Below are 23,802 nucleotides of genomic sequence, written 5' to 3' on the forward strand. Positions count from 1 at the left end.
GCGGACGCGCACCCCATGGTGGGCGCCGCCGGACCGGTGATGAACGCTGCCCGCACGCACGCCTCCGCACCCCCCCGCTGCACGACCTGCACCACCTGAGAGAGCCGCAAGCACCACCGCACCACTCGACGCTCCACCTCCCTGAACCCCACGTCGCCGACGACGTGTAACCGACCGGAGGAACCGCCGTGGCCGCTGAGCCCAGGTTTCGCAAAGACGCAGATGCAGCCGCCCCCGACGTGACGGACCATGCCGTCACAGAAGCAGAAGCAGGTGACGGCCGGAAACATCCGGTCGACGAGACCCTCCCTCCACTGAAGATGTTCACCAGCGGCCTCCAGCATGTGGCCGCCATGTACGCGGGCGTGGTGGCCCCGCCGCTGATCGTGGGGCCGGCCGTCGGCCTCACCGCCAAGGAGACCGCCTTCCTGATGGGGGCGAGCCTCTTCACCGCGGGCATCGCCACCCTGCTCCAGACCATCGGCTTCTGGAAGGTCGGCGCCCGGCTGCCCTTCGTCAACGGCGTCTCGTTCGCCGGTGTGGCCCCGATGATCGCGATAGGCAAGGACCGGGGACACGACGGCATAGCCGTGATCTTCGGCGCGATCATCGTCGCGAGCGTGCTCGGCTTCCTGCTGGCCCCGTACTTCTGCAAACTGGTCCGCTTCTTCCCACCGGTCGTCACCGGCACGGTCATCACCCTGATCGGTGTCTCGCTCCTGCCGGTCGCTTTCAACTGGTCGCAGGGCGGCAACGCGACGGCGGACGACTACGGTTCGATGACCAACATCACCATGGCCGCCGTGACCCTGGTGATCGTGCTGGCGCTGCGCAAGCTGCTGCGCGGCTTCCTCCAGCAGATCGCGATCCTGCTCGGCCTGGTCATCGGCACGCTGATCGCCATCCCGGCCGGCATCACCGACTTCAGCGCCATCAAGAACGCCGATGTGGTCGGCTTCCCGACACCGTTCGCCTTCGGCGGCCCGCAGTTCGAGATCGCCGCCATCATCTCCATGTGCATCGTGATGCTGGTCTGCATGACCGAGTCCACCGCCGACATGCTGGCCCTCGGCAAGATCGTCGGCCGGCCGGCGGACGAGAAGATCATCGAAGGCGGTCTGCGCGCCGACACCCTCGGCAGCGCCATCAGCCCGATCTTCAACGGCTTCATGTGCAGCGCCTTCGCCCAGAACGTCGGCCTGGTCGCCATGACGAAGATCCGCAGCCGCTTCGTCGTCGCGGCGGGCGGCGGCATCCTCATCGTGCTCGGCCTGGTCCCGGTCGCCGCCTCCGTCATCGCGCTCGTACCGCTGCCGGTGCTCGGCGGCGCGGGCATCGTCCTCTTCGGTACGGTCGCGGCCAGCGGCATCCAGACCCTGGCCACCGCCGCCATGGAGAAGGGCGAGAACGCGCTGATCGTGGCGGCGGCCCTCGGTATCGGCCTGATCCCGATCGCGGCGCCGCAGTTCTACCACGCCTTCCCGGAGAGCCTGCTGGTCGTCCTGGACTCCGGCATCTCGACCGGCTGTGTGGTGGCCATCGTGCTGAACCTCGCCTTCAACCACTTCGGCCGCAAGCCCGATGGGGTGGACGAGGAGGCGGCCAACGGCGAACACGTGGTCCCGGCGGCGGCCGGAGTGGGCGTCCACTGACGTATCCGCTGTACGCAGCCCGGTGAAGCCCCGTGCGCCCGCACGGGGCTTGGGGCGTGTCCGGCGGAGCGGAACCGAGGACGCCGGGGCCCGGGGCCGGGGCCGTGGAGCGGACGGCCGTCCGGCGGCTGTAGCGTCAGGGGTATGGAAGATCAGTCAGTGGTGGATGTCGGCGATGTGCGCCTCGCGTACCGGACCTGGGGCGATTCGTTCGGCTCGCCTGTCGTGCTGCTGCACGGACTCGGCGGTTCCGCCGCGGACTGGGAGGCGGCCGGTGCGCTGCTCGGCCAGGAGTGGCGGGTCTTCGCACTGGACCTGCGCGGCCACGGCGAGAGCGACTGGCCCGACGAGTACGACCTGGAGCTGATGGCCGAGGACGTCGTCGGCTTCCTCGACGAGCTGGAGCTGGACCGGGTGGGCCTGGTCGGCCACGGCATGGGCGGCGCGGTCGCCCGGCTGCTGGCGCACGAGCACGCGGACCGGGTGGAGCGGCTGGTGCTGGTGGAGACCCCGGCGCCGTTCCCGGGCGACCCGGGCCCGGCAGGACGGCCCGAGGGCCCGGTGGACTACGACGAGAACGCGGTGCCCGCCGTACGCGACCAGCTCGCAGACCCCGGTCCGGACGCGGCCGAGGACCTCGGCGAGATCGTCGCACCCACGATGATCATCAGCGGCGGCCCGGAGAGCCGCATGCCGCAGGAGCGCCAGGCCGACATGGCCTCGCTGATCCCGGACTGCCGGCTGATCACCGTCCCCGGCGGCCACCGCATGCACGAGACCCACGCCGACCAGGTGGCCGCGCACATCACGGAGTTCTTCACCAGCTGACCGGCCCTGGCGGCAACGGGAACCGGGGCGTTGTCGGTGGTGGCTGCCATGATCGGTTCCATGGACTTCGACCGTGCCCGGTTCCTCGCCGAGCTGGACGCCCAGCCCTGGGCCTCCCGCACCCACGCCTACGGCAGCGCCGAGGACGTCCCCGACTGCCTGCGCGCTCTCGCCGGGGACGACGACGCGGTGGCCGAGGAGGCGCTGAGCGAGCTGTACGGCTCCATCCTGCACCAGGGTTCGGTGTACGAGGCGTCGGCGAAGGCCGTGCCGTTCCTGGCCCGGATCGCCGCGGCGGGCATCCGCGCGCCGGATGTGCTCCTGCTGATCGGCGGGATTGCGGAGGGCGGGGCGGAGCCGGGCGCGCGTGCGCCTGAGGAGAGCGACGAGGTGGCCTGCCGCCGGGCCGTCGTCGCTCAACTTCCGCTGCTCCTGGCCTCGGTGGTCGACGAGGACCGTGCCGTACGTCAGTCCGCGGCCTGGGCGGTGGGCGCGGCGGGGAGGGCCGCGGCAGACTCCGCCGTGCCCGTGCTGCGCGACCGGTTCGCCGTCGAGAGCGATCCGCTGGTCCGTGCCGAACTCCTCTCCGCCATGGCGCGGTTGGATCCTGAAGGCACCGCCGCGGCGGCGACGGAGGCCGTCGGCCCGGACAGTCCGCCGGAGGTGCGGATGGCGGCCGTGCTGGCCTGCGTGGACATCGGACTGCCGTGGACCCGGGCCCACCAGGAGGCGGCGCTGGCCCTGCTTCCGCTGGACCGCCTGGTCGCCGACCGGTTCGGCCTCGCCCGTAACGAAGCCCTGCACCACATCACCCTGACCCTGCTGACGCGGGACACCGAGGCGGACCGGGAGGCGGTGTTCGCGCTGCTGGACGGAGCGTTGCGCAGCGATGATCCCGAGGCCCGTGCCGAGGCGGTGTGGGCGGCGACGGCGGCGTGCGAGCTCTCGCGGAGTGCGCCCGCGCGGCTGGCTCCCGCGCTGATGGCGGTGGCCGTGGACGGCGGGGCGGGTGCGGGAGAGGTGCCGGGCTCCTTGTCGGCGGTGGCGAAGCTCGGCCCGTACGGGGCTCCCGCCGCCGATGCGCTGGCGGTCCGCGCGGCGGACGAGGGCGATGCGGGGGACCGGGCACTGGAAGCGCTGGTGGCCGTCGACCCGGTACGGGCCGCGCTCCTGCTCGCCCGCGATCCGAAAGGCCGGCCCCGCGCGCTCGGAGCGGCGTGCGGCGGGCCCGTCGGCTCCTCTCCGGTCGTGCCGTACGACTCCGAGCTGCTGGTGGCGGTCCGGCGGCTCCTCGCCACGGCGGACCCCGACGGCCGGACCCTGCTCCGGCTCGCGGCGCTGCTCACGGCCTGGGGCCCGGACGCGGCCGCCGCCCTGCCCGACCTGCTCGCCGCACTGCCGGCGTACCCGCGACTGCTGCCGAAGGTGCTGGTCGCCGTCTGCCCGCCCGAGCACCGGACCGAGGTCGCGGACGCGCTGCGGAAACGTGCCTCGGCCGGCCCCGCCGACGACCGGTTCGAGGCGGCCCGGGCGCTCCACCACCTGACGGGCGACCACGGCCTGTTGCTGCCTCTGCTCGCCGAGCGGCTCGCCCAGGCCGGCGGCGGGACCGGAAACGGGGCCGTTGAAGCGGTACGTGAGGTGGCGGCGGCCGCCGCTGCCGTCGGGCCCGCCGCAGCATCCCTCCTCCCCGCTCTGCGGGCCGCGCTCCAGGCACCTGGCACCGACCGGAACATCCCGCAGATGGACGCCGACACGGCGGTCGCCGCCGCTCTGCACCGGATCACCGGCGAAGCGGCGGAGGCGGCGCCGGTGCTGGCCGGGATCCTGAGCGACAGCGAGCCGCTCTGGCGTCGCTGGACGGTGATACGCGCCACCCGGGCCGCCGCAGCCCTCGGCCCGGTCGCGGCGGCCCGGCCGCTCGTCCCCGTACTCACGGCGCTGCTCACCGACCCTGAGCAGGTGCCGTCGGCGGTCCTCGCGCTGCACGCCATCGCGCCCGGCGAACCGGACATCCGGCAGGCGGCCGGGCTCCTGCTGGACGCGGCGGAAGCGGGCGTCGCACCGGCGGAGGCCGTGGACGCACTGGTGGCGCTCGGCGCGGACGCGCTCTCCGACGAGCACCGGGCGCGGCTCACGGCGCTGGGAGAGCGGGACCGGAGAGTGGTGAGCTCCGGGCTGGACGGCACGATCGCGGCCTCCGACGAGCGGCTGCGTGCCCGGATACGCGCGGCGGTCAGCCGGGGATGATCCCGCGGACCAGGTCGGGCGTCCACTCGACGTACTCGACCTCCGCGCCGTCGGCGTGGCGGGCGTAGAGGAACCGTCCCGTCGGTCCGCCGGTCGCCGGCGTGGTGATGGTGGCGCCGGCTGCGGTCAGCGTGGCCTGGAGAGCGCCGAGGTCGTCGACGACGACGGTGGCGGAGGCGTGGGCGTACCGCGCGCGTTCCTCGGCCGGGCCCGCGATGACCAGGAAGTTGCCGATGGCGGCGAGCGCGATCTCGTGGAACGCCAGCCGCAGGTGCGGCGGTTCGCCGGTCAGCTCCTCCAGCAGCGGCAGCGCCTGGTCGAGGTCGTCGGTCCAGAGGCGTGCGTACGTCTTGAGGATGGTCATGGCGGCGCTCCCGTGGTCTCTTCCGGTGATACGGAGACCGTAGGCGCGTGGGTCCTGACGTGGAAGAACGCACTTTTCGGTGCGGGAGGCAACGGAAAGGAACCGCGCGTGCTCAGTCCTTTGGCCGCCAGTCCGGTCGGCGGCCGCTGAGGCCGATCACCCGGTCCAGCAGCGGCGCGTCGTCCGGCACCGGGACGGGCCGGCCGAAGATGCCGCCGCGGTCCGGGTCGTCGTCCGCCGGGGCGAGCAGGGCCGCGCAGGTACGGAGTTCGGCCTCTCCCGCCTCGTACGGCTGTCCGGTCGACCGGGCCAGGTCCCAGCCGTGGATGACCAGTTCGTCGAGTGCGACGGCCCCGGCCACCTCGCCGGGCAGCTCCACGCCGCCGGCCCGGGTCATGCCCGTCCAGGCGTCGGCGGAGCGCCAGGCCGTCGCCACCTCCGCCAGCCGTCGGGGCAGCACCTCGCGCCAGTCCTCCTCGAGTACGGGCAGCGCGGAGTCCGGCGGGAGGGCCGTGCTCGCTCCGAGATCCTTGCGGGCCGCGTCGCGGAAGGCGGTGGCCAGCCCGGTCAGGTGGCCGAGCAGATGCCGTACGGCGTAGTCCGGACAGGGCGTGGGGCCGTCCAGCCGGCTGTCGTCGATCGCGTCGAGCAGACCGGCGACGCGCCGGGCGGCCGGCCCCAGGTCGAGGACGGGGGCAGCGGTGTCGGTGCTGGTGTCGTCGTTCATACAGGGCAGACCGTCCGACGGCCGAGAACTCATCGGCCGGACGCGACACCAGCTCCGCCCGGCCCGGGAGCGGCGCACACCGTCACATAGCGGAAGGTTCCTCGCCGTCCTCTTGTCGGCAACCCCCACGCCATGGCATACAGGTCTGGACCATTGCTGTCCGGATGGAAGGCACCACCGTGCAACGCCCCCACATATCTGCCACGTTGGCCTGTTCCGCCCTGCTTCTCACCCCCCTCCTCTCCGCCTGTGGCGGCAGCGCCGAAGCCGACACGCAGCCGCCCGCCGTCCCCGCCGGGGTGACCGCACAGGCCAGCAGCTCCACCTCGGTGCACGTCATGTGGGAGCCCGCCTCCGACAACAAGACGGTCGCGGGCTACGAGGTCTACCGCGGCAAGGCCAAGGTCAAGAGCGTCCCGGCGACCAAGACCATGATCGACGTCGACGGACTGACGGCCTCGACGGACTACACCTTCTCCGTCCGGACCAAGGACGCGGCCGGCAACCTCTCCGCGCCCAGCAAGGCCGTCCCCGTCACCACCCAGGCCACCCCGCCCAAGGACGACACGCCTCCCACGGCCCCGACCAGGCTGACGGGCACCGCCGACGGAGGCCGTGCCGCCACGCTCACCTGGGGCGCGGCCAAGGACGACGTCGGCGTCACCTCGTACGACATCTACCAGGAGGACTCCCGGATCCACAGCGTCCCGGCCGCCGAGACGACGGCCAAGCTCACGGGGCTGCGCCCGGGCACCGTCTACACCTTCACCGTCCGGGCCCGGGACGCCTCCGACAAGTCCTCGCCGGACAGCAACGCGCTCGACCTCACCACCGCCTCCGCCCCCGGCGCCCCCGCGAGCACCGCTCCCACCGGGCTGCGCACCGAGATCGGCAAGGAGGGCGCGGAGTTCACGGTCGACCTCTCCTGGGACCAGCCCGACACCGGCGGAGTGATCCCCGCCTACCAGCTCTACCTGAACGGCAAGCTGACCACCACCATCGTCTGGGGCGGTACGCCGCCGAAGGGCCGGGCCACCTACCGGCTGAACCTCGCCGACCCGGCGGGCACCCGCTACTCGGTCAAGCTCAGGGCCAAGCTTCCGGACGGCAAGTGGGGCGACTTCTCGGCCCAGCCCACGATCGTCCTGGCGGACTGACGCGTCCTGCTCCATCCGCCTCCCAGGCGTGCGGCCCCTTGCCCCTCGTGATCCATTGATCCCGGAACGGACCGGAGGGACCGAAGGGGCTGCACCATGGGACCGGGAAACGACCTGAGCGCACGGGCCGACGTGGACGCGGAGCCCCCGCGCGGAAAGAAATTCACCTTCCCCAGCGCCCTCACCATCCTCGCCGTCGTCACCCTCGCGGTCTGGGCCCTGGCCTTCCTGGTCCCGCCCGGCGCCTACGACCGCGACGAGGAAGGCGCCCCGCTCCAGGGCACGTACCACCGCGTCGACTCCGACCAGAGCTTCGTCGACCGCCTGAACGACCTCTTCCTCTCGCCGGTCAACGGCCTCTACGGCGTCCAGGACGCGGAGACGGGCGAGGTCGGGCCGGATCTGGCCGGCGAACTGTACGGCAGCGCGGGCGTGTTCCTCTTCGTGCTCGCCATCGGCGCGTTCATCACGGTGGTGTTCGCCACCGGCGCCCTGGACCGCGGCATCGGCCGCCTGGCCCACCGTCTGCGCGACCGGGGCGCGCTGCTCATCGCCGGGGTGATGCTGGTCTTCGCCCTGCTCGGTACGGTCGAGGGCTTCGCCGAGGAGACGCTCGGCTTCTACGGCCTGATCATCCCGCTGATGCTGGCGCTCGGCTACGACCGGATGGTGGCGACCGGCACGATCATCCTCGGTGCCGGCATCGGCGTGCTCTGCTCCACCGTCAACCCCTTCGCCACCGGAGTGGCCTCCTCCGCGGCCGACATCTCGCTCGGCGACGGCATCGTGCTGCGCGCGATCATGTGGGTGGTGCTGACGGCGGTGACGATCGCCTACGTCGTCCGGTACGCGGGCCGCGTCCGCAGGAACCCCGAGCGCTCGCTCTCCGGCTTCCTCCCCGGCGACCGCGACCACAACGCGGCGGACGCGGAGGAGCCACCGCGGCTGACCGGGCTCCACCAGGTCATCCTCGTCCTGGTCACCCTGGTCTTCGCCTTCATGATCTTCTCGGTCGTCCCGTGGTCCAGCGCCCTCACAGGCGACGCCGACGCCACTCCGTACGACTTCGAACTCGGCTGGTCCTTCCCGCAGCTGGCCGCGCTGTTCCTGGTCGCGGCGGTCCTGGTCGGCGTCTTCGCCCGGTTCGGCGAGCAACGGCTGAGCGCGACGATCATCCAGGGCGCGGCCGACTTCATCCCGCCCGCGCTCGTCATCGTGCTCGCGCGAGGCGTCACCGTCATCATGAACAACGCGCAGATCACGGACACCGTGCTGCACTCCATCGAGGGCGTGGTCTCGGGAACGTCGTCGGCGCTCTTCGCGGTCTTCGTCTTCCTCGTCAATCTGCCGCTCGCCTTCCTCATCCCCTCCACCTCCGGCCACGCCACCCTCGCGATGCCGATCCTGGCCCCCTTGGCCGACTTCGCGGGCGTCTCCCGAGCGGTGGTCGTCACGGCCTGGCAGGCGGCGAGCGGCTGGATGAACCTCTGGGTCCCGACGACCGCCGTCACCATCGGCGGCGTGGCACTGGCGAAGATCGGCTACGACAAGTACCTGCGCTTCGTCTGGCCGCTGCTGGCGATCCTGGCCGTGCTGATCTGCGGATTCGTGGCGCTGGGTGCGGTGTGGACGTGAGCTGCGAGCAGCCTCGATCCGGTGTCGCATGTTTGAACGACGCGTCGCCGGTCAGGCGAAGGGTGACCACAACGTCGAACACAGCAAGGTGTGAGTGACATGGCTGCCGATGAGAAGACCCAGGCCAAGACCGAGCAGGCCAAGGGCAAGGTCAAGGAAGCCGCCGGCCGGGCCGTCGGCAACGAGCGGCTCACCGCCGAAGGCCGGACCGACCAGGCCAAGGGCGACGCCCGCCAGGCCAAGGAGAAGGTCAAGGACGCCCTCACCGACTGACGTTCGATCAGTCTTCCGCACCCGGCCCCGCTGGAGTCCTGCTCCAGCGGGGCCGACTGCGTCCGCCCGTCGCCCCTGCGAACCACCGCCCCCGGCGCTGTGCGGTGCCGGGGGCGGAGGTTCCGTAGGGATCGACGGGTCAGCGCAGCTGCTCGTACGCCGGCAGCGTCAAGAAGTCCGCGTAGTCCTGGTCCAGGGAGACCTGGAGCAGGAGGTCGTGGGCCTGCTGCCACTTGCCGGCGGTGAAGGCCGCCTCGCCGATCTCCTCGCGGATCGCGGCCAGTTCCTCGGCGGCGACCTTGCGGGCCAGGTCCGCCGTGGCGTGCTCGCCGTTCTCGAAGACCACGTCCGCGTTGATCCACTGCCAGATCTGCGAGCGGGAGATCTCGGCGGTGGCCGCGTCCTCCATCAGGTTGAAGATGGCGACCGCCCCCAGGCCGCGCAGCCAGGCCTCGATGTAGCGGATGCCGACCGCGACGGCGTTGCGCAGGCCCTCGTACGTGGGCTTGGCGTCGAGCGTGTCGATGGCGATCAGGTCGCCCGCCGCCACCGAGACGTCCTCGCGCAGCCGGTCCTTCTGGTTCGGCTTCTCGCCGAGGACCGCGTCGAAGGAGGCCAGCGCGATCGGGACCAGGTCCGGGTGGGCGACCCAGGAGCCGTCGAAGCCGTCGTTCGCCTCGCGGTCCTTGTCGGCCTTGACCTTCTCGAAGGCCACCTTGTTGACCTCGGCGTCGCGGCGCGAGGGGATGAAGGCCGCCATGCCGCCGATCGCGTGCGCACCGCGCTTGTGGCAGGTGCGGACCAGGAGTTCGGTGTAGGCGCGCATGAACGGGGCGGTCATCGTCACCGCGTTGCGGTCCGGCAGGACGAACTTGGCGCCGCCGTCACGGAAGTTCTTGACGATGGAGAAGAGGTAGTCCCAGCGGCCCGCGTTCAGTCCGGAGGCGTGGTCGCGCAGCTCGTAGAGGATCTCCTCCATCTCGTACGCGGCGGTGATCGTCTCGATCAGGACCGTCGCGCGGACGGTGCCCTGCGGGATGCCCACGTAGTCCTGGGCGAAGACGAAGATGTCGTTCCAGAGTCGCGCCTCCAGGTGCGACTCCGTCTTCGGCAGGTAGAAGTACGGGCCCTTGCCGAGGTCGATCAGGCGCTGGGCGTTGTGGAAGAAGTAGAGGCCGAAGTCGACCAGCGCGCCGGGCACGGAGACGCCGTCCAGCTGGAGGTGGCGCTCGTCCAGGTGCCAGCCGCGCGGGCGGGTGACGACGGTGGCGAGCTCGTCGGCGGGCTTCAGCGCGTACGACTTGCCGGACTTCGGGTCGGTGAAGTCGATGCGGCGCTCGTAGGCGTCGGTCAGGTTGAGCTGGCCGAGGATCACGTTCTCCCAGGTGGGAGCGGAGGCGTCCTCGAAGTCGGCGAGCCAGACCTTCGCGCCCGAGTTGAGCGCGTTGATCGTCATCTTGCGGTCGGTCGGACCGGTGATCTCCACCCGGCGGTCGTTCAAAGCGGCCGGGGCCGGCGCGACCTTCCAGGAGTCGTCCGCGCGGACCGCCGCCGTCTCGGGCAGGAAGTCCAGCGTGGAGGTACGGGCGATCTCGGCGCGGCGCTCACCGCGCCGGGCGAGCAGCTCATTGCGGCGCGGCGTGAACTGCCGGTGCAGCTCGGCCACGAACGCGAGGGCCGCGTCGGTCAGGACCTCATCCTGCCGGGGCAGGGGCTCGGCATCGACGATGGCCAGCGTGGACGGCGCTGGTGCGGACATGAGCTGTCACTCCTTCAGCGGGCGGCGGCGTCTCATGGCCGCCGGGTCGCCTGAGACGGCACGGCGTGCCATCGGCTCCGAGATACGGCCGTGGGTGCCGTCTGAGGTTCAGAGGGCTTCTGACCAGTGGATAGTAGTTTCCTCATGGTGGAAGTTCAATGGTTTGTTGATGTCGAGATTCTCCGGGTCGACAGAAAAGGGCCGCCGGCGGCGCAGCGTGCCAGGACGGGTACGGAGGGTTCACGCGGGTTTCGTGAGGGGCCGCCGAAGTCACTCCAGATGGCCCAGGTCCTCCGCCGTGTCGATGTCGTACGCCTGTGCCACATCCGAACACTCCACCAGCGTGATCGCATCGCGGTGCTCCCGCAGATACGCCCGCGCCCCCTGGTCACCCACCGCCCCGGCCGAGATGTCCGCCCACCGATCCGCGCCGAACAGCACCGGATGGCCGCGCTCACCGTCGTACGCGGCCGCCACCAGGCTCGTCCGCGACCGGTACGCCACCCGCACCCGTGCCACCGCCTCCGCGCCGATCCCCGGCTGGTCCACCAGCATGACGACCGCCGCGTCCGCGCCCGTACCGGTCAGGGCGGCCAGGCCCAGCCGGAGCGAGGAGCCCATGCCCTCCTCCCATCCCGGGTTCACGGTCACCGCCGAGCCCGTCAGATCGGCGCGGGCCCGCACCTCTTCGGCCGCCGCGCCCAGCACCACGTGGAGCGGCCCGCAGCCGCCGTTGCGCAGCGCGCGCAAGGCGTGCTCGACCAGGGGGCGGCCGCGGTGTCCGAGGAGCGCCTTGGGCCGGCCGCCGAGCCGCCGCCCGCCGCCCGCGGCGAGCAGCACCCCTGCCACCTTGGGATTCTTCGCATGAGAAGCCATAGGCCCTGGATACCACCGAGCCGTTCGCACACGCGACACGCATGTCACTCTCAGGGGTCACCCTGATTTCTTTCCGTGGGCTGGCGCGTACTGCCTGTCATGGCGTTAACTTGCGGACGAACCCGGGTACTTGGCCACCGCCCCGGGTTCGGGGGTCACACCGGCACAAGGACGTGCGAGGGGGAGTGCTGTGTTGCGAAGCGTGGGGCAGAAGCGGGTCACCGGCAGCGGCGAGGACCCGAGGGTGGTGGAGCTGCGCATAGCCGTCTCCCGGCTCCGTCGTGAACTGGCCTCACTCTCCTTCGAATTCCCGGACCGGCCCATCGCCGAGGAAGAGCTCGCGGCACTCGATGCCATGGCGGTCGGCGGCGTCCCGGAGATCCCACGCATGCGCAGCTCGCTGCTCCTGATCGCGGGTTCCATCGGCTCGGTCAGCGCAGTCGCCGCCGCTCTGCGCGACGTACGCAACGCGGTCGACCTCTTCGGAGAGCCGCCGCGCGGGTGAGGCGGGGCTCCTCGTCGGCTCAGCGGCGGATCAGCCTGCGGGCCGTCGCCGCCGCGACCGCCGCCGTACGGGAGTCGACGCCCAGCTTCGCGTAGATGTGCACCAGGTGGGACTTGACCGTGGCCTGGCTCAGGAACAGCTCCTTGCTGATCCGGAGGTTCGACAGGCCCTCTCCGACCAGTCGCAGCACCTCCAGCTCCCGCCGCGTCAGCGCCTGCGCCGGTGTGCGCATCCGGTCCATCAGCCGGTGCGCCACCGACGGCGCGAGCGCCGAGCGGCCGGCGGCGGCCGTCCGTACCGCCGCCGCCAGCTCCTGCGGCGGCGCGTCCTTCAGTAGATAGCCGCTCGCGCCCGCCTCCACCGCCGCCAGGATGTCCGCGTCGGAGTCGTACGTGGTGAGGATCAGGACCCGCGGGCCGTCGGGGACGGCGGTGATCGCCGCCGTGGCCTCGGAGCCGTGCATTCTGGAGCCCGGGCCGAACTGGAGGTCCATCAGGACGACGTCGAATCCGCCCGCCGCCGCCAGCGCCACGGCCTCCTCGGCGGTGGCCGCCTCGCCCGCTACCCGGAAGTCCGGCTCGGTGTCCAGGACCGCGCGCAGCCCGGCCCGTACGACGGGATGGTCGTCGGCGAGCAGCAGCCGGATGGCGCTCACGCGGCACGCTCCTCGGCCGGGGCCGCGACCGGCAGCGTGACCGCCAGCGCCGTGCCCTGGCCCGGTGCCGACTCCACGCTCAGCGTCCCGCCCAGCGTGGCGGCCCGCGACCGCATCGCGGGCAGCCCGAAACCGCCGTCGCCGCGCTCGGCCACCGGCGCGCCCGACGGGTGGAAGCCACGGCCGTCGTCCACCACGTCCAGCGCCACGGAGGTGTCCATGAAGCTCAGCGTGATCTCCGCCCGGCCCGCCCGCGCGTGCCGCACCGTGTTGGCCAGCGCCGACTGGGCGGTCCGCAGCAGCGGCACCTCGTACGGCGTCGGCAGCTCCACCGGCGTACCACTGACCGCGAACCGTACGGTGAGGTCCGGCCCGGTCGTCCGGGCGCAGAGCCGCTCCAGCGCGGCCGCCAGCGATCCGTGCTCCAGATCCGGCGGCGTCAGCGCCCGTACGAAGGAACGCGCCTCGGCCAGGTTGGCCTGCGCGGCCTCCCGGGCGGCGCGGACATGCGCGGCGGCCGGAACGCCCTCGGGAAGCGAGCGCTCGGCGGCGCGCAGCAGCAGCTGGATGCTGGACAGGCCCTGGGCGAGCGTGTCGTGGATCTCCCGGGCGAGGCGTTCGCGCTCGGCGAGGGTGCCGGCCGTACGCTCCGCCTCGGCCAGCTCCGCCCGGGTGGCGACCAGCTCCACGATCAGCTCCCGGCGCCGCTCGCTCTCGCGGAACAGCGCGTCGTACCCGAGGACCGTGGCGATCGCGACGGCCGCACCGATCAGCGGGCCGATGAACGCGCCCGGAGCGATCTCCGGCCGGTGCACGACAAAGCTGGTGATCGCGGCGGCTGCCGTGACGACGACTGCGGGAACGCCCCAGCGGGTCGGCAGCAGGTGCAGCTGGAGGAAGTAGAGCGGAAAGGCGACCCAGAGAGCGTCGGGCGAGACGACGAGCAGCGCGAGCCAGAGAGCGCAGAGAGCGGCGAGCCAGGTGGCGGCGGCCTTGGTGCCGGGACGCAGGGACGAGGCCGGCGCCGGGTGCCGAGGCCGCACGGGCTCCGCTTCCGGCCCGGTCCGGCCTTCCGGCCGTACGGAGGTGGTGCGCGTCCCCGCCACCGCTCCCATCCCGTACACCACCGCCATCACCACCACCAGCGCCACCACCGCTCCCGCGTGCGGCGCGCCCTCGCTCACCGAGCGCACCGCCACCAGCGCCAGCAGGCCCAGCAGCAGCGCGTGCAGGCAGAGCCGCAGGGCAGCGGTGACGGAGGTGTGCGAACGCGAATCCATGGTTCGTCCAGCGTAGCCGCGGGCCTCGCGCGGCCGGTCAATCGAAAGGTTGATCTGCGGACCGCCCCCCGCGCGATGTTTCCGCACCCCGGACAGTCGACGATGGACCCATGTTCGTCGCATGGAGAGACCTCCGGTTCGCCAAGGGCCGGTTCGCGCTCATGGGGTCGGTCGTGGTCCTGATCACGCTGCTCGTGGGCCTGCTGTCCGGCCTGACCGCCGGTCTGGCGCGGGAGAACGTCTCGGCCGTCACCGGTCTGGACGCCGACCACCTCGCGTTCGCCGCGCCGCGCGGGGACCAGTCGGTCTCCTTCACCAACTCGACCGTCCGCGAGGACGACTGGCGGGCCTGGGCCGACCGGCCCGGCATCGAGGCCGCGCAGCCGCTCGGCATCCGGACGCTGAACGCCACCGCGCCCGGCGACCGTACGGCCCCGGTATCGGCCTTCGGCGTTGAGCCCGACGGCACGCTGGCGCCCGGAGGGCCGGAAGGCATCGGCCCCGGTCGTGTCGTGCTCTCCGTGAAGGCCGCCGAGGAGCTCGGCGCCGCGCCCGGCGACAGGACCGCGCTCGGCCGGGCGGAGCGCGAGGTGGCCGCCGTGGCAGGAGACGCCTCGTACAGCCACACGCCCGTCGTCTGGACCACGCTCGACGACTGGCAGCAGATCGGCCACGACGGCGCCGGGCCCGCCGAACAGGCCACCGTCATCGCCCTGACCACCGCGTCCGGCGCCGATCTGGCGGCCGGCGACGAGGCGGCCGAGACCCGTACGCTCTCGCTCGACGACTCGCTCACCGCGATCGGCTCCTACCAGGCCGAGAACGGTTCGCTGCAACTCATGCGCGGCTTCCTCTTCGCCATCTCCGCCCTCGTCATCGGCGCCTTCTTCACCGTCTGGACCATCCAGCGCAGCGGCGACATCGCCGTACTGAAGGCGCTCGGCGCCTCGACTCCGTACCTCCTGCGCGACGCGCTCGGGCAGGCCGTGGTGATGCTCGTGCTCGGTACGGGACTCGGCACCGCGCTCGCGGCAGGCGCCGGGGTCCTGATCGGCGGTAGCCCGGTGCCGTTCGTGCTGGACGCGGCGACCGTCCTGGTCCCGGCCGTGGTCATGATCACCCTGGGTGCTCTCGGAGCCGCGCTGTCCATCCGGCGGATCACCGCCGTCGACCCTCTCACCGCACTCGGGAGTGCCCGATGACGCTCACCCTCACCGACGTGACCCTCACCTATCCGGACGGCGACGGGCGGCTCACCGCTCTGGACCGGGTCTCGCTGGAGGTTCCGGCGGGCACGCTCACCGCGGTCGTCGGACCGTCCGGTTCCGGTAAGTCCAGCCTGCTGGCCGCCGCCGCGACCCTGGTCACTCCGGACTCCGGTGAGGTCGTCGTGGCCGGTACGCGGACGGGCCCGCTCACTCCGGCGGCGCGAGCGGCCCTGCGCCGGGAGCACATAGGCATCGTGTTCCAGCAGCCCAACCTGCTGCCCTCGCTCACCGCCGCCGAGCAGCTCCAAAGTGATGGCCCATCTGTCGGGCGGGCGGAGCCGCGAAGCCCGGCGCCGGGCGCTGGAGCTGCTGGACGCGGTGGGCCTGGCGGAGAAGGCGGACCGGCGGCCGCACCAGCTCTCGGGCGGTCAGCGCCAGCGGATCAACATCGCCCGCGCCCTGATGAACGAGCCCGAGGTGCTCCTCGTCGACGAGCCGACCTCCGCACTCGACCACGAGCGCGGAGCCGCCGTCCTGGACCTGCTGGTCACCCTCACCCGGGAGCGCGCCACCGCCACGGTGCTGGTCACGCACGACCTGGCGCACCTGGACCGGATGGACCGGACCGTGACGATGGACGACGGGCGGCTGACCGTACCGGCGCAGATCTGAACCGCCGAGATCAGCTCGTCCCGTTGCTCGCCAGCGCGTCCGACAGCTCTCCAGCCACCTGCTGAAGGATCGGCACGATCCGCTCGGTCGCGATCTCCGTCACCCGGCCCGCCGGGCCCGAGATGGAGATCGCGGCCGAGGTGGGGGAGTTCGGGACGGAGACCGCCAGGCAGCGGACCCCGATCTCCTGCTCGTTGTCGTCCACCGCGTAACCCGCCCGCCGCACCTGCTCCAGCGCGTCCAGAAAGCCTTCCGGCGTGGTGATCGTCTTCTCGGTCGCGGCCGGCATGCCGGTACGGGCGAGCAGCGCGCGGACCTCGTCGGCCGGGGTGTCGGCCAGGAGCGCCTTGCCGACGCCGGTGGAGTGCGGGAGGACCCGGCGGCCGACCTCGGTGAACATGCGCATGGAGTGCTTGGACGGAACCTGGGCGACGTACACGATCTCGTCGCCGTCCAGCAGCGCCATGTTCGCCGTCTCGCCGGTCTCCTCCACCAGCCGCTGGAGGTACGGGCGGGCCCAGGTCCCGAGCAGCCGGGAGGCGGACTCGCCCAGGCGGATCAGGCGCGGGCCCAGCGCGTAGCGGCGGTTGGGCTGCTGGCGTACGTAACCGCAGACGACCAGCGTGCGCATCAGCCGGTGGATGGTCGGCAGCGGCAGGCCGCTGCTCGCGGACAGCTCGCTCAGCCCGACCTCGCCTCCGGCGTCGGCCATCCGCTCCAGCAGGTCGAAGGCGCGCTCGAGCGACTGCACCCCACCGCTGGCACCGGAGGGCTTGGAGTCGGCTGTGCTGGCGTGGGACGGCGGCACGTCAACGGTCCTTTCGAAGCGGAAGGCAAGGCAGCAGCCTACCGGGCGCTTCCCGATCGGCCCACAGCTGTCCGGGCGGCGTCCGTGCCGGTCAGGGGCGGTTTTGTCCGGGTGCCGACGGTGTGTGGACGGCCCGGGCGGTGGTGGGGCGCTGTCTCTCCTGGCCCATGCTACGTTCCGCACTCCGAAATTCGACTTTTACTTTGTGGAAACCTCCAGTCGGGTCGGCCGGGCTGGCCTGTCGCCCCCGCCTACCGGAAAGTGGGTCTTGACGAGGGCGATTCCCGAGTGAAGACTCCATCGAAGCTTCAACAGTTCGTTGAATTCCTGGAGTGAAGGAGCAACGGGTGTCCGGTCCGGACGTGAACCTGGTACTGCGCTCGTCGCGCGTCGTCACCCCCGAGGGCACCCGCCCGGCGGCGGTCGCCGTCGCGGGCGGCACCATCGACGCGGTCCTGCCGTACGACACCGAGGTGCCGGCGGGCGCCCGCCTGGAGGACTTCGGCGACGACGTCCTGCTGCCCGGCCTGGTCGACACGCATGTTCACGTGAACGACCCCGGCCGCACCGAGTGGGAGGGCTTCTGGACCGCCACCCGCGCGGCGGCGGCCGGCGGCATCACCACGCTCCTGGACATGCCGCTCAACTCCCTTCCGCCGACCACCACCGTCGAGAACCTGCGGATCAAGCAGCAGGTCGCGGCCCCCAAGGCGCACGTCGACACGGGCTTCTGGGGCGGTGCGCTCCCCTCCAACGTGAAGGACCTGCGCCCGCTGTACGAGGCCGGAGTCTTCGGCTTCAAGTGCTTCCTGTCGCCCTCCGGGGTGGAGGAGTTCCCGGAGCTGCACCAGGAGCAGCTGGCCCGCTCCCTGGCGGAGATCGCCGGATTCGGCGGCCTGCTCATCGTCCACGCCGAGGACCCGCACCACCTCGCCCACGCCCCGCAGCGCTCCGGCCCCGCCTACGCCGACTTCCTCGCCTCCCGCCCGCGCGACGCCGAGAACACCGCGATCGAAGGGCTCATCGCCCACGCCAAGCGGCTGAACGCCCGCGTCCACGTACTGCACCTCTCCTCCAGCGACGCCCTGCCGCTGATCGCCGCGGCGAAGCGGGAGGGCGTCCGTGTCACCGTCGAGTCCTGCCCGCACTTCCTCACCCTGACCGCCGAGGAAGTCCCGGACGGCGCCACCGAGTTCAAGTGCTGCCCACCGATCCGCGAGGCCGCCAACCAGGACGCGCTGTGGGCCGGGCTCGCCGACGGCACGATCGACTGCATCGTCTCCGACCACTCGCCGTGCACCACCGACCTCAAGACGCCGGACTTCGCCTCCGCCTGGGGCGGCATCTCCTCGCTCCAGCTCGGCCTGCCCGCCATCTGGACCGAGGCCCGCCGGCGCGGCCACTCGCTCGACGACGTGGTCCGCTGGATGTCCGCCGCCCCCGCCGAGCTGGCCGGGCTGAGCCGCAAGGGCGCGATCGAGGCGGGCCGCGACGCCGACTTCGCGGTCCTCGCTCCCGAGGCGACCTTCACCGTCGACCCGGCCGAGCTCTTCCACCGCAACCAGGTCACGGCGTACGCCGGAAAGACCCTGCACGGCGTGGTCCGCTCCAGCTGGCTGCGCGGCGTCCGCATCGCCGCCGACGGCGTCCTCGTGGAGCCGACCGGCCGCCTCCTGGAACGCGAGCAGTGACCGTGACGGTGAGCAGTGCTCTCGTACGCGGACGCTGGTCGGTCCCACGAGCAGCGCTCTGGTACGCGACCGCTGACCTACCTCGTGAGCAGTGCTCTGGTACGCGACTGCCGACCGGCCCCGTGAGCAGTGCTCCGGCACGCGGCCGCTGGCCGATCCCGTGAGCAGTGCTCTCGTACGTGACCGCTGGCCGGCCCCGTGAGCAGCGCTCTCGTACGTGACCACCGACCGCGCCCCGTGCCCCGTGCCCCGTGCCCGAAAGGAACCCCCGACCATGACGGACGCCGCCATACCCCGCTTCACCGGTGACGCCAGCCCGTACGCGGGCGGCGACCCGTACGCCGACCACCGCACCGCCGACTTCCCCTTCACCCACCTCGTCGACCTGGCCGACCGCCGCCTCGGCGCCGGGGTCATCGCCGCCAACGACGAGTTCTTCGCCGAGCGCGAGAACCTGCTCAAGCCCGGGCCCGCCGTCTTCGACCCGGAGCACTTCGGCCACAAGGGCAAGATCATGGACGGCTGGGAGACCCGCCGCCGACGCGGAGTCAGCGCCGCCGAGCCGCACCCCACCCCCGACGACCACGACTGGGCCCTCGTCCGCCTCGGTGCTCCCGGGGTCATCCGCGGCATCGTCCTGGACACCGCCCACTTCCGCGGCAACTACCCGCAGGCCGTCTCCGTCGAGGCGACGACCCTGCCCGGCTCGCCGTCTCCGGACGACCTCCTCGCCGCGGACGTGAAGTGGACGACCCTCGTCCCACGCACACCGGTCGGCGGCCACGCGGCCAACGGCTTCGCCGTCGACGCCGAACAGCGCTTCACCCACCTGCGGATCAACCAGCACCCGGACGGCGGGATCGCCCGGCTGCGCGTGTACGGAGAGGTCGCACCGGACCCGGCCTGGCTCACCGCGCTCGGTACGTTCGACCTCGCCGCGCTGGAGAACGGCGGCCAGGTCGAGGACGCCTCCGACCGCTTCTACTCACCGGCGACCAACACCATCCAGCCCGGCCGCTCGCGCAAGATGGACGACGGCTGGGAGACCCGCCGCCGGCGCGACCGGGGCAACGACTGGATCCGCTACCGCCTCGCAGCGCGGTCCGAGATCCGGGCCGTCGAGATCGACACCGCCTACCTCAAGGGCAACTCGGCGGGCTGGGCGAGCCTCTCCGTACGCGACGGTGAGGACGGCGACTGGTCGGAGGTCCTGCCCCGGACCCGGCTCCAGCCCGACACCAACCACCGCTTCGTCCTGGACGGGCCGGTCCGCGCCACCCACGTACGCGTCGACATCTTCCCGGACGGCGGGATCTCCCGGCTCCGGCTGTTCGGATCCCTCACGGACGAGGGCGCGACGGTCCTGGCCGCTCGCCACCGTGAGCTGGGCGGCTGACACAAGAGCTGACACAAGACCTGAGACACGACCGGTGCGCCCCCGCGATCGCAGGGGGATCGCGGGGGCGCACCGGTCGTACGGCTCTCTCAGAACTCCTCGTGCGTGTCCGGGTCGCCGCCGAACCGCCGCTGCCGGCCCGACGCGATCGTGGTCAGCTCCTGCGGTGTGAGCTCGAACCCGAACAGGTCCAGGTTCTCCCGCTGCCGCCCCGGATCCGCCGACTTCGGGATCGGCACCGCACCGACCTGCGTATGCCACCGCAGCACCACCTGACCCGGCGTCACTCCGTGGTCCTCGGCGATCGCCACCGTCGACGGGTCCTCCAGCACCTCGCGGCCCCGGGCCAGCGGGCTCCAGGCCTCCGTGACGATGCCCTTCGCCGCGTGCACCGCCCGCAACTCCTCCTGCGGGAGCAGCGGATGCATCTCGATCTGGTTCACCGACGGCAGCACGCCGGTCTCCCGCTCCAGCCGCTCCAGATGCGCGGCGGTGAAGTTGGAGACGCCGATGGAGCGGACGAGACCGTCCTCGCGGAGCCGGATCATCGCCTTCCAGGTGTCGACGTACTTGTCGACATGAGGAAGCGGCCAGTGGATCAGGTACAGGTCGACGTACTCGACGCCGAGGCGGGCCCGCGACTCCTCGAACGAGGCCAGCGTCTCCGCGTACCCCTGATGCCGTCCCGGCACCTTGGTGGTCAGGCGGATCTCCTCGCGCGGGAGGCCGCTGCGGGCGATGCCCCGGCCGGTGCCGGTCTCGTTGCCGTAGTTCAGGGCCGTGTCGACGAGCCGGTAACCGAGCTCCAGGGCTCCCGCGACGGCCTCCTCCGCCTCCGCGTCGTCCAGCGGATAGGTGCCGAGGCCCACCGCCGGCAGGGTGGTGGAGTCGTTGAGCGTATGAACGGGTATGTCGCCCATGGTCCGTGCTGTCCTTCCGCTAGCCCCCCGGATAGCCCCTTGTCGCGTCCTGCCCCGTCCCGGCCAGCCTAGGCGCGCGGCCGGGACGGGGCAGCTCGGAGTGATCGCGGCGACAGCAGGACTCAGGCCGCGTGGCCGCCGTCCACGACGACCTCCGTACCGGTGATGAAGCCCGCCTCCGCGCTCGCCAGATACGCCACCAGGGACGCCACCTCCTCCGCCGTACCGAACCGGCCCAGTGCCGTGGCCGCCCGCTGGCCCTCGGCGAACGGCCCGTCGGCCGGGTTGAGGTCGGTGTCCACCGGGCCGGGCTGGACCAGGTTCACCGTGATGCCGCGCGGCCCCAGCTCCCGGGCCAGCGGCTTGGTCAGCCCGGCGAGGGAGCTCTTGCTCATCGCGTACAGCGTCGATCCGGGCCCGCCCGCGTACCGGCTCAGCGCGGTGCCGACCGAGATGATGCGGCCGCCGTCGGCCAGCCGGTCCGCCGCCGCCCGGCAGGCGAGGAAGACCGCCCGTACGTTCACCGCCAGGACCCGCTCGACCTCGGCGTCCGGCAGCTCCGCGATCGGGCCGAGGACGCCGATGCCCGCGTTGTTGACCAGTACGTCGAGTTGGCCGAGCGCGTCCGCCGCCTCGTGCACCGCCCGGCCCGCCGCACCGGCGTCCGCCGCGTCGCTGCGCAGGGCCACCGCGCGCCGGCCCGTCCCCTCGATCTTCGCGACGACCGTACGGGCCGCCTCCTCGTCCCGTACGTAGGTGATGGCGACGTCCGCGCCCGCCTCGGCGAGCCGCAGCGCGACGGCCGCGCCGATGCCACGGCTGCCTCCGGTGACCAGAGCGGTCCGGGGCGCGGTGGAGGTGATGGTGGTGGTGGACATGGCTGGGTTCCTTGCCTTCGGGAGCGCCGCCGATCCGGCGACAGGAACCAGCAAAGTCGCCCGCGGGCCCGGACACCGGCGGGAATCGGACGGGCAGCCTTCAGAGCACCGGCAGCCGCCCGCTCTCCGTCGCCGCCGCCCGCAGCCGTCCCAGGATCGCCCGCGCCGCCTTCTCGTAGCCGAGGCGGTTGTTCTGCAGCACCGACTCCGCGTTGGCCAGCTCCAGGAAGGCGATCACCTCGAAGGCCAGCTGCCGCACGTCGGTGTCCCCGGCCAGCTCGCCCGCCGCACGCGCCTCCTCGATCGTCTCCTCCACGAAGGTGACCCAGCCGGTCTGCGCGGCGGCCAGCGCGTCGTGCACCTTGCCCCCGCGGGCGTCGAACTCGGCGGTGGCCGCGTAGAAGAAGCAGCCGCCCCGGAAGACCCGGTCCCGGGAGTACGCGATCCACGCCTCGCACATCCGCCAGACTCGGCCGATCCCCGGCGGGACCGAGCGGGCCGGGCGCAGCACATGGTCGACGTAGACGGCGACCGCCGCGCGCACGGTGGAGAGCTGCAGCTCCTCCTTCGACCCGAAGAGCGCGAACACGCCGCTCTTGCTCAGCTTCAGCTCGGTCGCCAGCCGCCCCAGCGAGAGGCCTTCCAGCCCCTCCACCGAGGCGATCTGCACCGCGCGCCCCAGGATCAGCTGCCGCGTCTGGTTGCCCCGCTCGACCCGCCCGTCCAGCCGTACTGTCGCCATGTGACCACTCCGTACCTCAGAGTTACGAGGCGTCATTCTAGGGACGGCCACGGGCGCCGCCGGACCACCGGCCGCCCGGCCCGCCACCGCGTCCACCGGCGCGCCGCGCCTCTGACCACGGGCGATACCGGTACAGGGGCCGGGCGGGATCCGGTCCGTGAGACAGGTGTTCCTTTCCGCCGCGCCCGGCGAGTAGCGTGATCGTTCCGCGTGTGAGCCGGTGAGGTCTCCACCATCTGTCCCGCTGTGGAGAACCAAGGAGCACCAGGTGACCGCCACCGTCGCGCCCGCGCCCGCCCTCGTACCGTCCCGCAGAGCCTGGCTCACCGACCTGCCCGTGCTGGCGGTCGCCGTCGTCTGGGGCGCCAGCTATCTCGCGGCCAAGGGCATCACCACCACCCACACCGTCATCGCCGTCCTCGTCCTGCGCTTCGCGATCGTGCTGCCGGTGCTGGTGGTCACCGGCTGGCGCAAGCTGCGGGCGCTGACCGGCGCGCAGTGGCGGGGCGCCGGGGTGCTGGGGCTGATCCTGAGCGGGATCTTCCTGCTGGAGACGTACGGCGTGGTCCACACCTCGGCCACCAACGCCGGGCTGATCATCAGCCTCACCATGATCTTCACGCCGCTAGCCGAAGCCGCCGTGACCCGCGTCCGGCCTCCGGCCTCCTTCGTCGCGGCCGCCGGACTCTCCGTCGCCGGAGTGATCCTGCTGACCCAGGGCGGCGGCTTCACCAGCCCGTCGGCCGGTGACCTGCTGATGCTGCTCGCCGCCCTCGCCCGTACGGTCCACGTCCTGGCCATGGCCCGGATCAAGGCCGTGCGGTCGGCGGACTCGCTCTCGCTGACCACCGTTCAGCTCGGCAGCGCGGTCGCCGTCTTCGCCGTCCTGGCCGCGCTCCCGGGAACCGGCGCCTCACCGTGGAGCGTGGCTGTCGGCTTCGGGCCGCGGGAGTGGGCGGGGCTGGTCTTCCTCTCCGTGTTCTGCACGCTCTTCGCCTTCTTCGTGCAGATGTGGTCCGTACGCCGCACCTCGCCGTCCCGGGTCAGCCTGCTGCTCGGTACGGAACCGCTCTGGGCCGCCGCCGTCGGTATCAGCCTCGGCGGCGAACGGCTCGGTGCGCTCGGAGTGGTCGGGGCCGTTCTCGTGCTCGCGGGCACGGCGTGGGGGCGGCGCAGCGTGGAGCGGGAGGACCGGCCTGCCGCTGTCAGGACTTCTTCCGGACCGCGTCCGGCGCGATCATGATCGCGAAGCCCGCCACGATCAGCACGATGCTGACGAACAGCGCGCGGTCACCGAAGAAGTCCGTGTGCCGCGCCAGCGTCCACAGCCGCAGCCATCCCGTCCACTCGTAGACCAGCCCTCCGATGCCCTGCAGCATGATGATGAACCCGACCGCCTCGATGAGTTTCTTCATACGCCGAGCCTCGCGGCCGCCGCGCCGCCGCCGCATCGGCCACCGGGCCCGACCGCCGCGACGAAAGTAGCCGGCCGGACGACTTTGGTCGCTCCCTCGCCCAGCAGCCCC

22 protein-coding genes and 1 pseudogene are annotated in these 23,802 nt (G+C 72.2%); 12 read left to right on the forward strand and 11 right to left on the reverse strand.

Annotated elements, in window-relative coordinates; translation table 11 throughout:
• The first annotated feature begins 239 nt into the window (after positions 1-239).
• The 3 genes from ABZ267_RS20470 (at position 240) to ABZ267_RS20480 (ending at position 4,730) form a co-directional block, all read left to right on the forward strand.
• Positions 240-1,652 carry a nucleobase:cation symporter-2 family protein gene (locus ABZ267_RS20470; protein WP_356749404.1) on the forward strand — a complete coding sequence of 471 codons (1,413 nt, stop codon included), beginning with the start codon at positions 240-242 and terminating at the stop codon, positions 1,650-1,652.
• Between the two features lie 144 nt (positions 1,653-1,796).
• Positions 1,797-2,480: an alpha/beta hydrolase gene (locus ABZ267_RS20475; protein WP_356749402.1), complete on the forward strand. Its 684-nt coding sequence runs from the start codon at positions 1,797-1,799 to the stop codon at positions 2,478-2,480.
• Positions 2,481-2,540: 60 nt separating this feature from the next.
• On the forward strand, positions 2,541-4,730 hold the full coding sequence (locus ABZ267_RS20480) for a hypothetical protein (protein WP_356749400.1): 2,190 nt from the start codon (positions 2,541-2,543) through the stop codon (positions 4,728-4,730).
• Here ABZ267_RS20480 and ABZ267_RS20485 read toward each other — a convergent pair.
• Positions 4,717-5,094 carry a VOC family protein gene (locus tag ABZ267_RS20485; RefSeq protein WP_356749398.1) on the reverse strand — a complete coding sequence of 126 codons (378 nt, stop codon included), beginning with the start codon at positions 5,092-5,094 and terminating at the stop codon, positions 4,717-4,719. The two genes, ABZ267_RS20480 and ABZ267_RS20485, sit on opposite strands and share 14 nt — an antisense overlap.
• A 112-nt stretch (positions 5,095-5,206) precedes the next feature.
• Positions 5,207-5,821, reverse strand: coding sequence for a TIGR03086 family metal-binding protein (locus tag ABZ267_RS20490; protein ID WP_356749396.1), 615 nt, complete (start codon positions 5,819-5,821; stop codon positions 5,207-5,209).
• A gap of 164 nt (positions 5,822-5,985) precedes the next feature.
• On the opposite strand from ABZ267_RS20490, the gene ABZ267_RS20495 reads away from it, so the two are divergent.
• The 3 genes from ABZ267_RS20495 (at position 5,986) to ABZ267_RS20505 (ending at position 8,886) form a co-directional block, all read left to right on the forward strand.
• Positions 5,986-6,978: a fibronectin type III domain-containing protein gene (locus ABZ267_RS20495; protein WP_356749394.1), complete on the forward strand. Its 993-nt coding sequence runs from the start codon at positions 5,986-5,988 to the stop codon at positions 6,976-6,978.
• A gap of 96 nt (positions 6,979-7,074) precedes the next feature.
• A complete protein-coding gene (locus ABZ267_RS20500) occupies positions 7,075-8,613 on the forward strand; it encodes a YfcC family protein (protein WP_356749392.1) in 1,539 nt (512 codons plus the stop codon).
• Positions 8,614-8,712: 99 nt separating this feature from the next.
• The gene (locus ABZ267_RS20505) at positions 8,713-8,886 is read left to right on the forward strand and encodes a CsbD family protein (RefSeq protein ID WP_356749390.1); all 174 of its coding nucleotides are present in this window, start codon (positions 8,713-8,715) and stop codon (positions 8,884-8,886) included.
• Positions 8,887-9,025: 139 nt separating this feature from the next.
• Here ABZ267_RS20505 and aceB read toward each other — a convergent pair whose 3' ends face one another.
• Complete coding sequence (gene aceB / locus ABZ267_RS20510; protein ID WP_356749388.1) at positions 9,026-10,645, reverse strand: malate synthase A; 1,620 nt, start codon at positions 10,643-10,645, stop codon at positions 9,026-9,028.
• Between the two features lie 270 nt (positions 10,646-10,915).
• Positions 10,916-11,521 carry a nucleotidyltransferase family protein gene (locus tag ABZ267_RS20515; protein ID WP_356749386.1) on the reverse strand — a complete coding sequence of 202 codons (606 nt, stop codon included), beginning with the start codon at positions 11,519-11,521 and terminating at the stop codon, positions 10,916-10,918.
• A 202-nt stretch (positions 11,522-11,723) separates the two neighbouring features.
• Here ABZ267_RS20515 and ABZ267_RS20520 point away from each other — a divergent pair, with 202 nt between their 5' ends.
• Positions 11,724-12,026, forward strand: a complete 303-nt coding sequence (locus ABZ267_RS20520) for a DUF5955 family protein (protein ID WP_356363945.1) — start codon at positions 11,724-11,726, stop codon at positions 12,024-12,026.
• 19 nt (positions 12,027-12,045) lie between these two features.
• On the opposite strand, the gene ABZ267_RS20525 is transcribed toward ABZ267_RS20520, so the two are convergent.
• Together ABZ267_RS20525 and ABZ267_RS20530 are read right to left on the reverse strand one after the other, a co-directional pair.
• On the reverse strand, positions 12,046-12,681 hold the full coding sequence (locus ABZ267_RS20525; RefSeq protein WP_356749384.1) for a response regulator transcription factor: 636 nt from the start codon (positions 12,679-12,681) through the stop codon (positions 12,046-12,048).
• Positions 12,678-13,961 carry a sensor histidine kinase gene (locus tag ABZ267_RS20530; RefSeq protein ID WP_356749382.1) on the reverse strand — a complete coding sequence of 428 codons (1,284 nt, stop codon included), beginning with the start codon at positions 13,959-13,961 and terminating at the stop codon, positions 12,678-12,680. Before ABZ267_RS20530 ends, ABZ267_RS20525 begins: the two co-directional genes overlap by 4 nt.
• A 110-nt stretch (positions 13,962-14,071) precedes the next feature.
• Between ABZ267_RS20530 and ABZ267_RS20535 the strand changes: the two genes are divergently transcribed.
• Both ABZ267_RS20535 and ABZ267_RS20540 read left to right on the forward strand, forming a co-directional pair.
• Complete coding sequence (locus ABZ267_RS20535) at positions 14,072-15,163, forward strand: ABC transporter permease (RefSeq protein WP_356749380.1); 1,092 nt, start codon at positions 14,072-14,074, stop codon at positions 15,161-15,163.
• A pseudogene (locus ABZ267_RS20540) lies at positions 15,160-15,841 on the forward strand (ABC transporter ATP-binding protein). Before ABZ267_RS20535 ends, ABZ267_RS20540 begins: the two are co-directional and overlap by 4 nt.
• Before the next feature lie 10 nt (positions 15,842-15,851).
• Here ABZ267_RS20540 and ABZ267_RS20545 read toward each other — a convergent pair.
• Complete coding sequence (locus ABZ267_RS20545) at positions 15,852-16,649, reverse strand: IclR family transcriptional regulator (protein ID WP_356749378.1); 798 nt, start codon at positions 16,647-16,649, stop codon at positions 15,852-15,854.
• A 347-nt stretch (positions 16,650-16,996) separates the two neighbouring features.
• Here ABZ267_RS20545 and allB point away from each other — a divergent pair, with 347 nt between their 5' ends.
• Together allB and alc are read left to right on the forward strand one after the other, a co-directional pair.
• The gene (gene allB / locus ABZ267_RS20550; protein WP_356749376.1) at positions 16,997-18,340 is read left to right on the forward strand and encodes an allantoinase AllB; all 1,344 of its coding nucleotides are present in this window, start codon (positions 16,997-16,999) and stop codon (positions 18,338-18,340) included.
• A 274-nt stretch (positions 18,341-18,614) separates the two neighbouring features.
• Positions 18,615-19,736 carry an allantoicase gene (gene alc, locus ABZ267_RS20555; protein WP_356749374.1) on the forward strand — a complete coding sequence of 374 codons (1,122 nt, stop codon included), beginning with the start codon at positions 18,615-18,617 and terminating at the stop codon, positions 19,734-19,736.
• Between the two features lie 89 nt (positions 19,737-19,825).
• Here alc and ABZ267_RS20560 read toward each other — a convergent pair whose 3' ends face one another.
• The 3 genes from ABZ267_RS20560 to ABZ267_RS20570 form a co-directional block, all read right to left on the reverse strand.
• Positions 19,826-20,656, reverse strand: coding sequence for an aldo/keto reductase (locus ABZ267_RS20560; RefSeq protein WP_356749372.1), 831 nt, complete (start codon positions 20,654-20,656; stop codon positions 19,826-19,828).
• Between the two features lie 122 nt (positions 20,657-20,778).
• On the reverse strand, positions 20,779-21,534 hold the full coding sequence (locus ABZ267_RS20565; RefSeq protein WP_356749370.1) for an SDR family oxidoreductase: 756 nt from the start codon (positions 21,532-21,534) through the stop codon (positions 20,779-20,781).
• A 100-nt stretch (positions 21,535-21,634) separates the two neighbouring features.
• The gene (locus ABZ267_RS20570) at positions 21,635-22,276 is read right to left on the reverse strand and encodes a TetR/AcrR family transcriptional regulator (protein WP_356749368.1); all 642 of its coding nucleotides are present in this window, start codon (positions 22,274-22,276) and stop codon (positions 21,635-21,637) included.
• 268 nt (positions 22,277-22,544) lie between these two features.
• Here ABZ267_RS20570 and ABZ267_RS20575 point away from each other — a divergent pair, with 268 nt between their 5' ends.
• Entirely contained in the window at positions 22,545-23,519 is a 975-nt protein-coding gene (locus ABZ267_RS20575) for a DMT family transporter (RefSeq protein WP_356749366.1), read from the forward strand.
• Here the strand turns inward: ABZ267_RS20575 and ABZ267_RS20580 are convergent.
• Complete coding sequence (locus ABZ267_RS20580) at positions 23,482-23,691, reverse strand: hypothetical protein (protein WP_356749364.1); 210 nt, start codon at positions 23,689-23,691, stop codon at positions 23,482-23,484. The genes ABZ267_RS20575 and ABZ267_RS20580 overlap by 38 nt on opposite strands.
• Between the last annotated feature and the right edge of the window lie 111 nt (positions 23,692-23,802).

Origin of the sequence: Streptomyces sp. NPDC006174 (genome assembly GCF_040614075.1) — a bacterium.
In the GTDB taxonomy this organism is placed as follows: Bacteria; Actinomycetota; Actinomycetes; order Streptomycetales; family Streptomycetaceae; genus Streptomyces.

Bases quoted from the DNA above. Each gene is read 5' to 3' on its own strand.
- ABZ267_RS20475 (WP_356749402.1), top strand. From the start codon at position 1,797: ATGGAAGATCAGTCAGTGGTGGATGTCGGCGATGTGCGCCTCGCGTAC.
- ABZ267_RS20480 (WP_356749400.1), top strand. From the start codon at position 2,541: ATGGACTTCGACCGTGCCCGGTTCCTCGCCGAGCTGGACGCCCAGCCC.
- ABZ267_RS20485 (WP_356749398.1), bottom strand. From the start codon at position 5,094: ATGACCATCCTCAAGACGTACGCACGCCTCTGGACCGACGACCTCGAC.
- ABZ267_RS20490 (WP_356749396.1), bottom strand. From the start codon at position 5,821: ATGAACGACGACACCAGCACCGACACCGCTGCCCCCGTCCTCGACCTG.
- ABZ267_RS20495 (WP_356749394.1), top strand. From the start codon at position 5,986: ATGGAAGGCACCACCGTGCAACGCCCCCACATATCTGCCACGTTGGCC.
- ABZ267_RS20500 (WP_356749392.1), top strand. From the start codon at position 7,075: ATGGGACCGGGAAACGACCTGAGCGCACGGGCCGACGTGGACGCGGAG.
- ABZ267_RS20505 (WP_356749390.1), top strand. From the start codon at position 8,713: ATGGCTGCCGATGAGAAGACCCAGGCCAAGACCGAGCAGGCCAAGGGC.
- aceB (WP_356749388.1), bottom strand. From the start codon at position 10,645: ATGTCCGCACCAGCGCCGTCCACGCTGGCCATCGTCGATGCCGAGCCC.
- ABZ267_RS20515 (WP_356749386.1), bottom strand. From the start codon at position 11,521: ATGGCTTCTCATGCGAAGAATCCCAAGGTGGCAGGGGTGCTGCTCGCC.
- ABZ267_RS20530 (WP_356749382.1), bottom strand. From the start codon at position 13,961: ATGGATTCGCGTTCGCACACCTCCGTCACCGCTGCCCTGCGGCTCTGC.
- ABZ267_RS20535 (WP_356749380.1), top strand. From the start codon at position 14,072: ATGTTCGTCGCATGGAGAGACCTCCGGTTCGCCAAGGGCCGGTTCGCG.
- alc (WP_356749374.1), top strand. From the start codon at position 18,615: ATGACGGACGCCGCCATACCCCGCTTCACCGGTGACGCCAGCCCGTAC.
- ABZ267_RS20560 (WP_356749372.1), bottom strand. From the start codon at position 20,656: ATGGGCGACATACCCGTTCATACGCTCAACGACTCCACCACCCTGCCG.
- ABZ267_RS20565 (WP_356749370.1), bottom strand. From the start codon at position 21,534: ATGTCCACCACCACCATCACCTCCACCGCGCCCCGGACCGCTCTGGTC.
- ABZ267_RS20570 (WP_356749368.1), bottom strand. From the start codon at position 22,276: ATGGCGACAGTACGGCTGGACGGGCGGGTCGAGCGGGGCAACCAGACG.
- ABZ267_RS20580 (WP_356749364.1), bottom strand. From the start codon at position 23,691: ATGAAGAAACTCATCGAGGCGGTCGGGTTCATCATCATGCTGCAGGGC.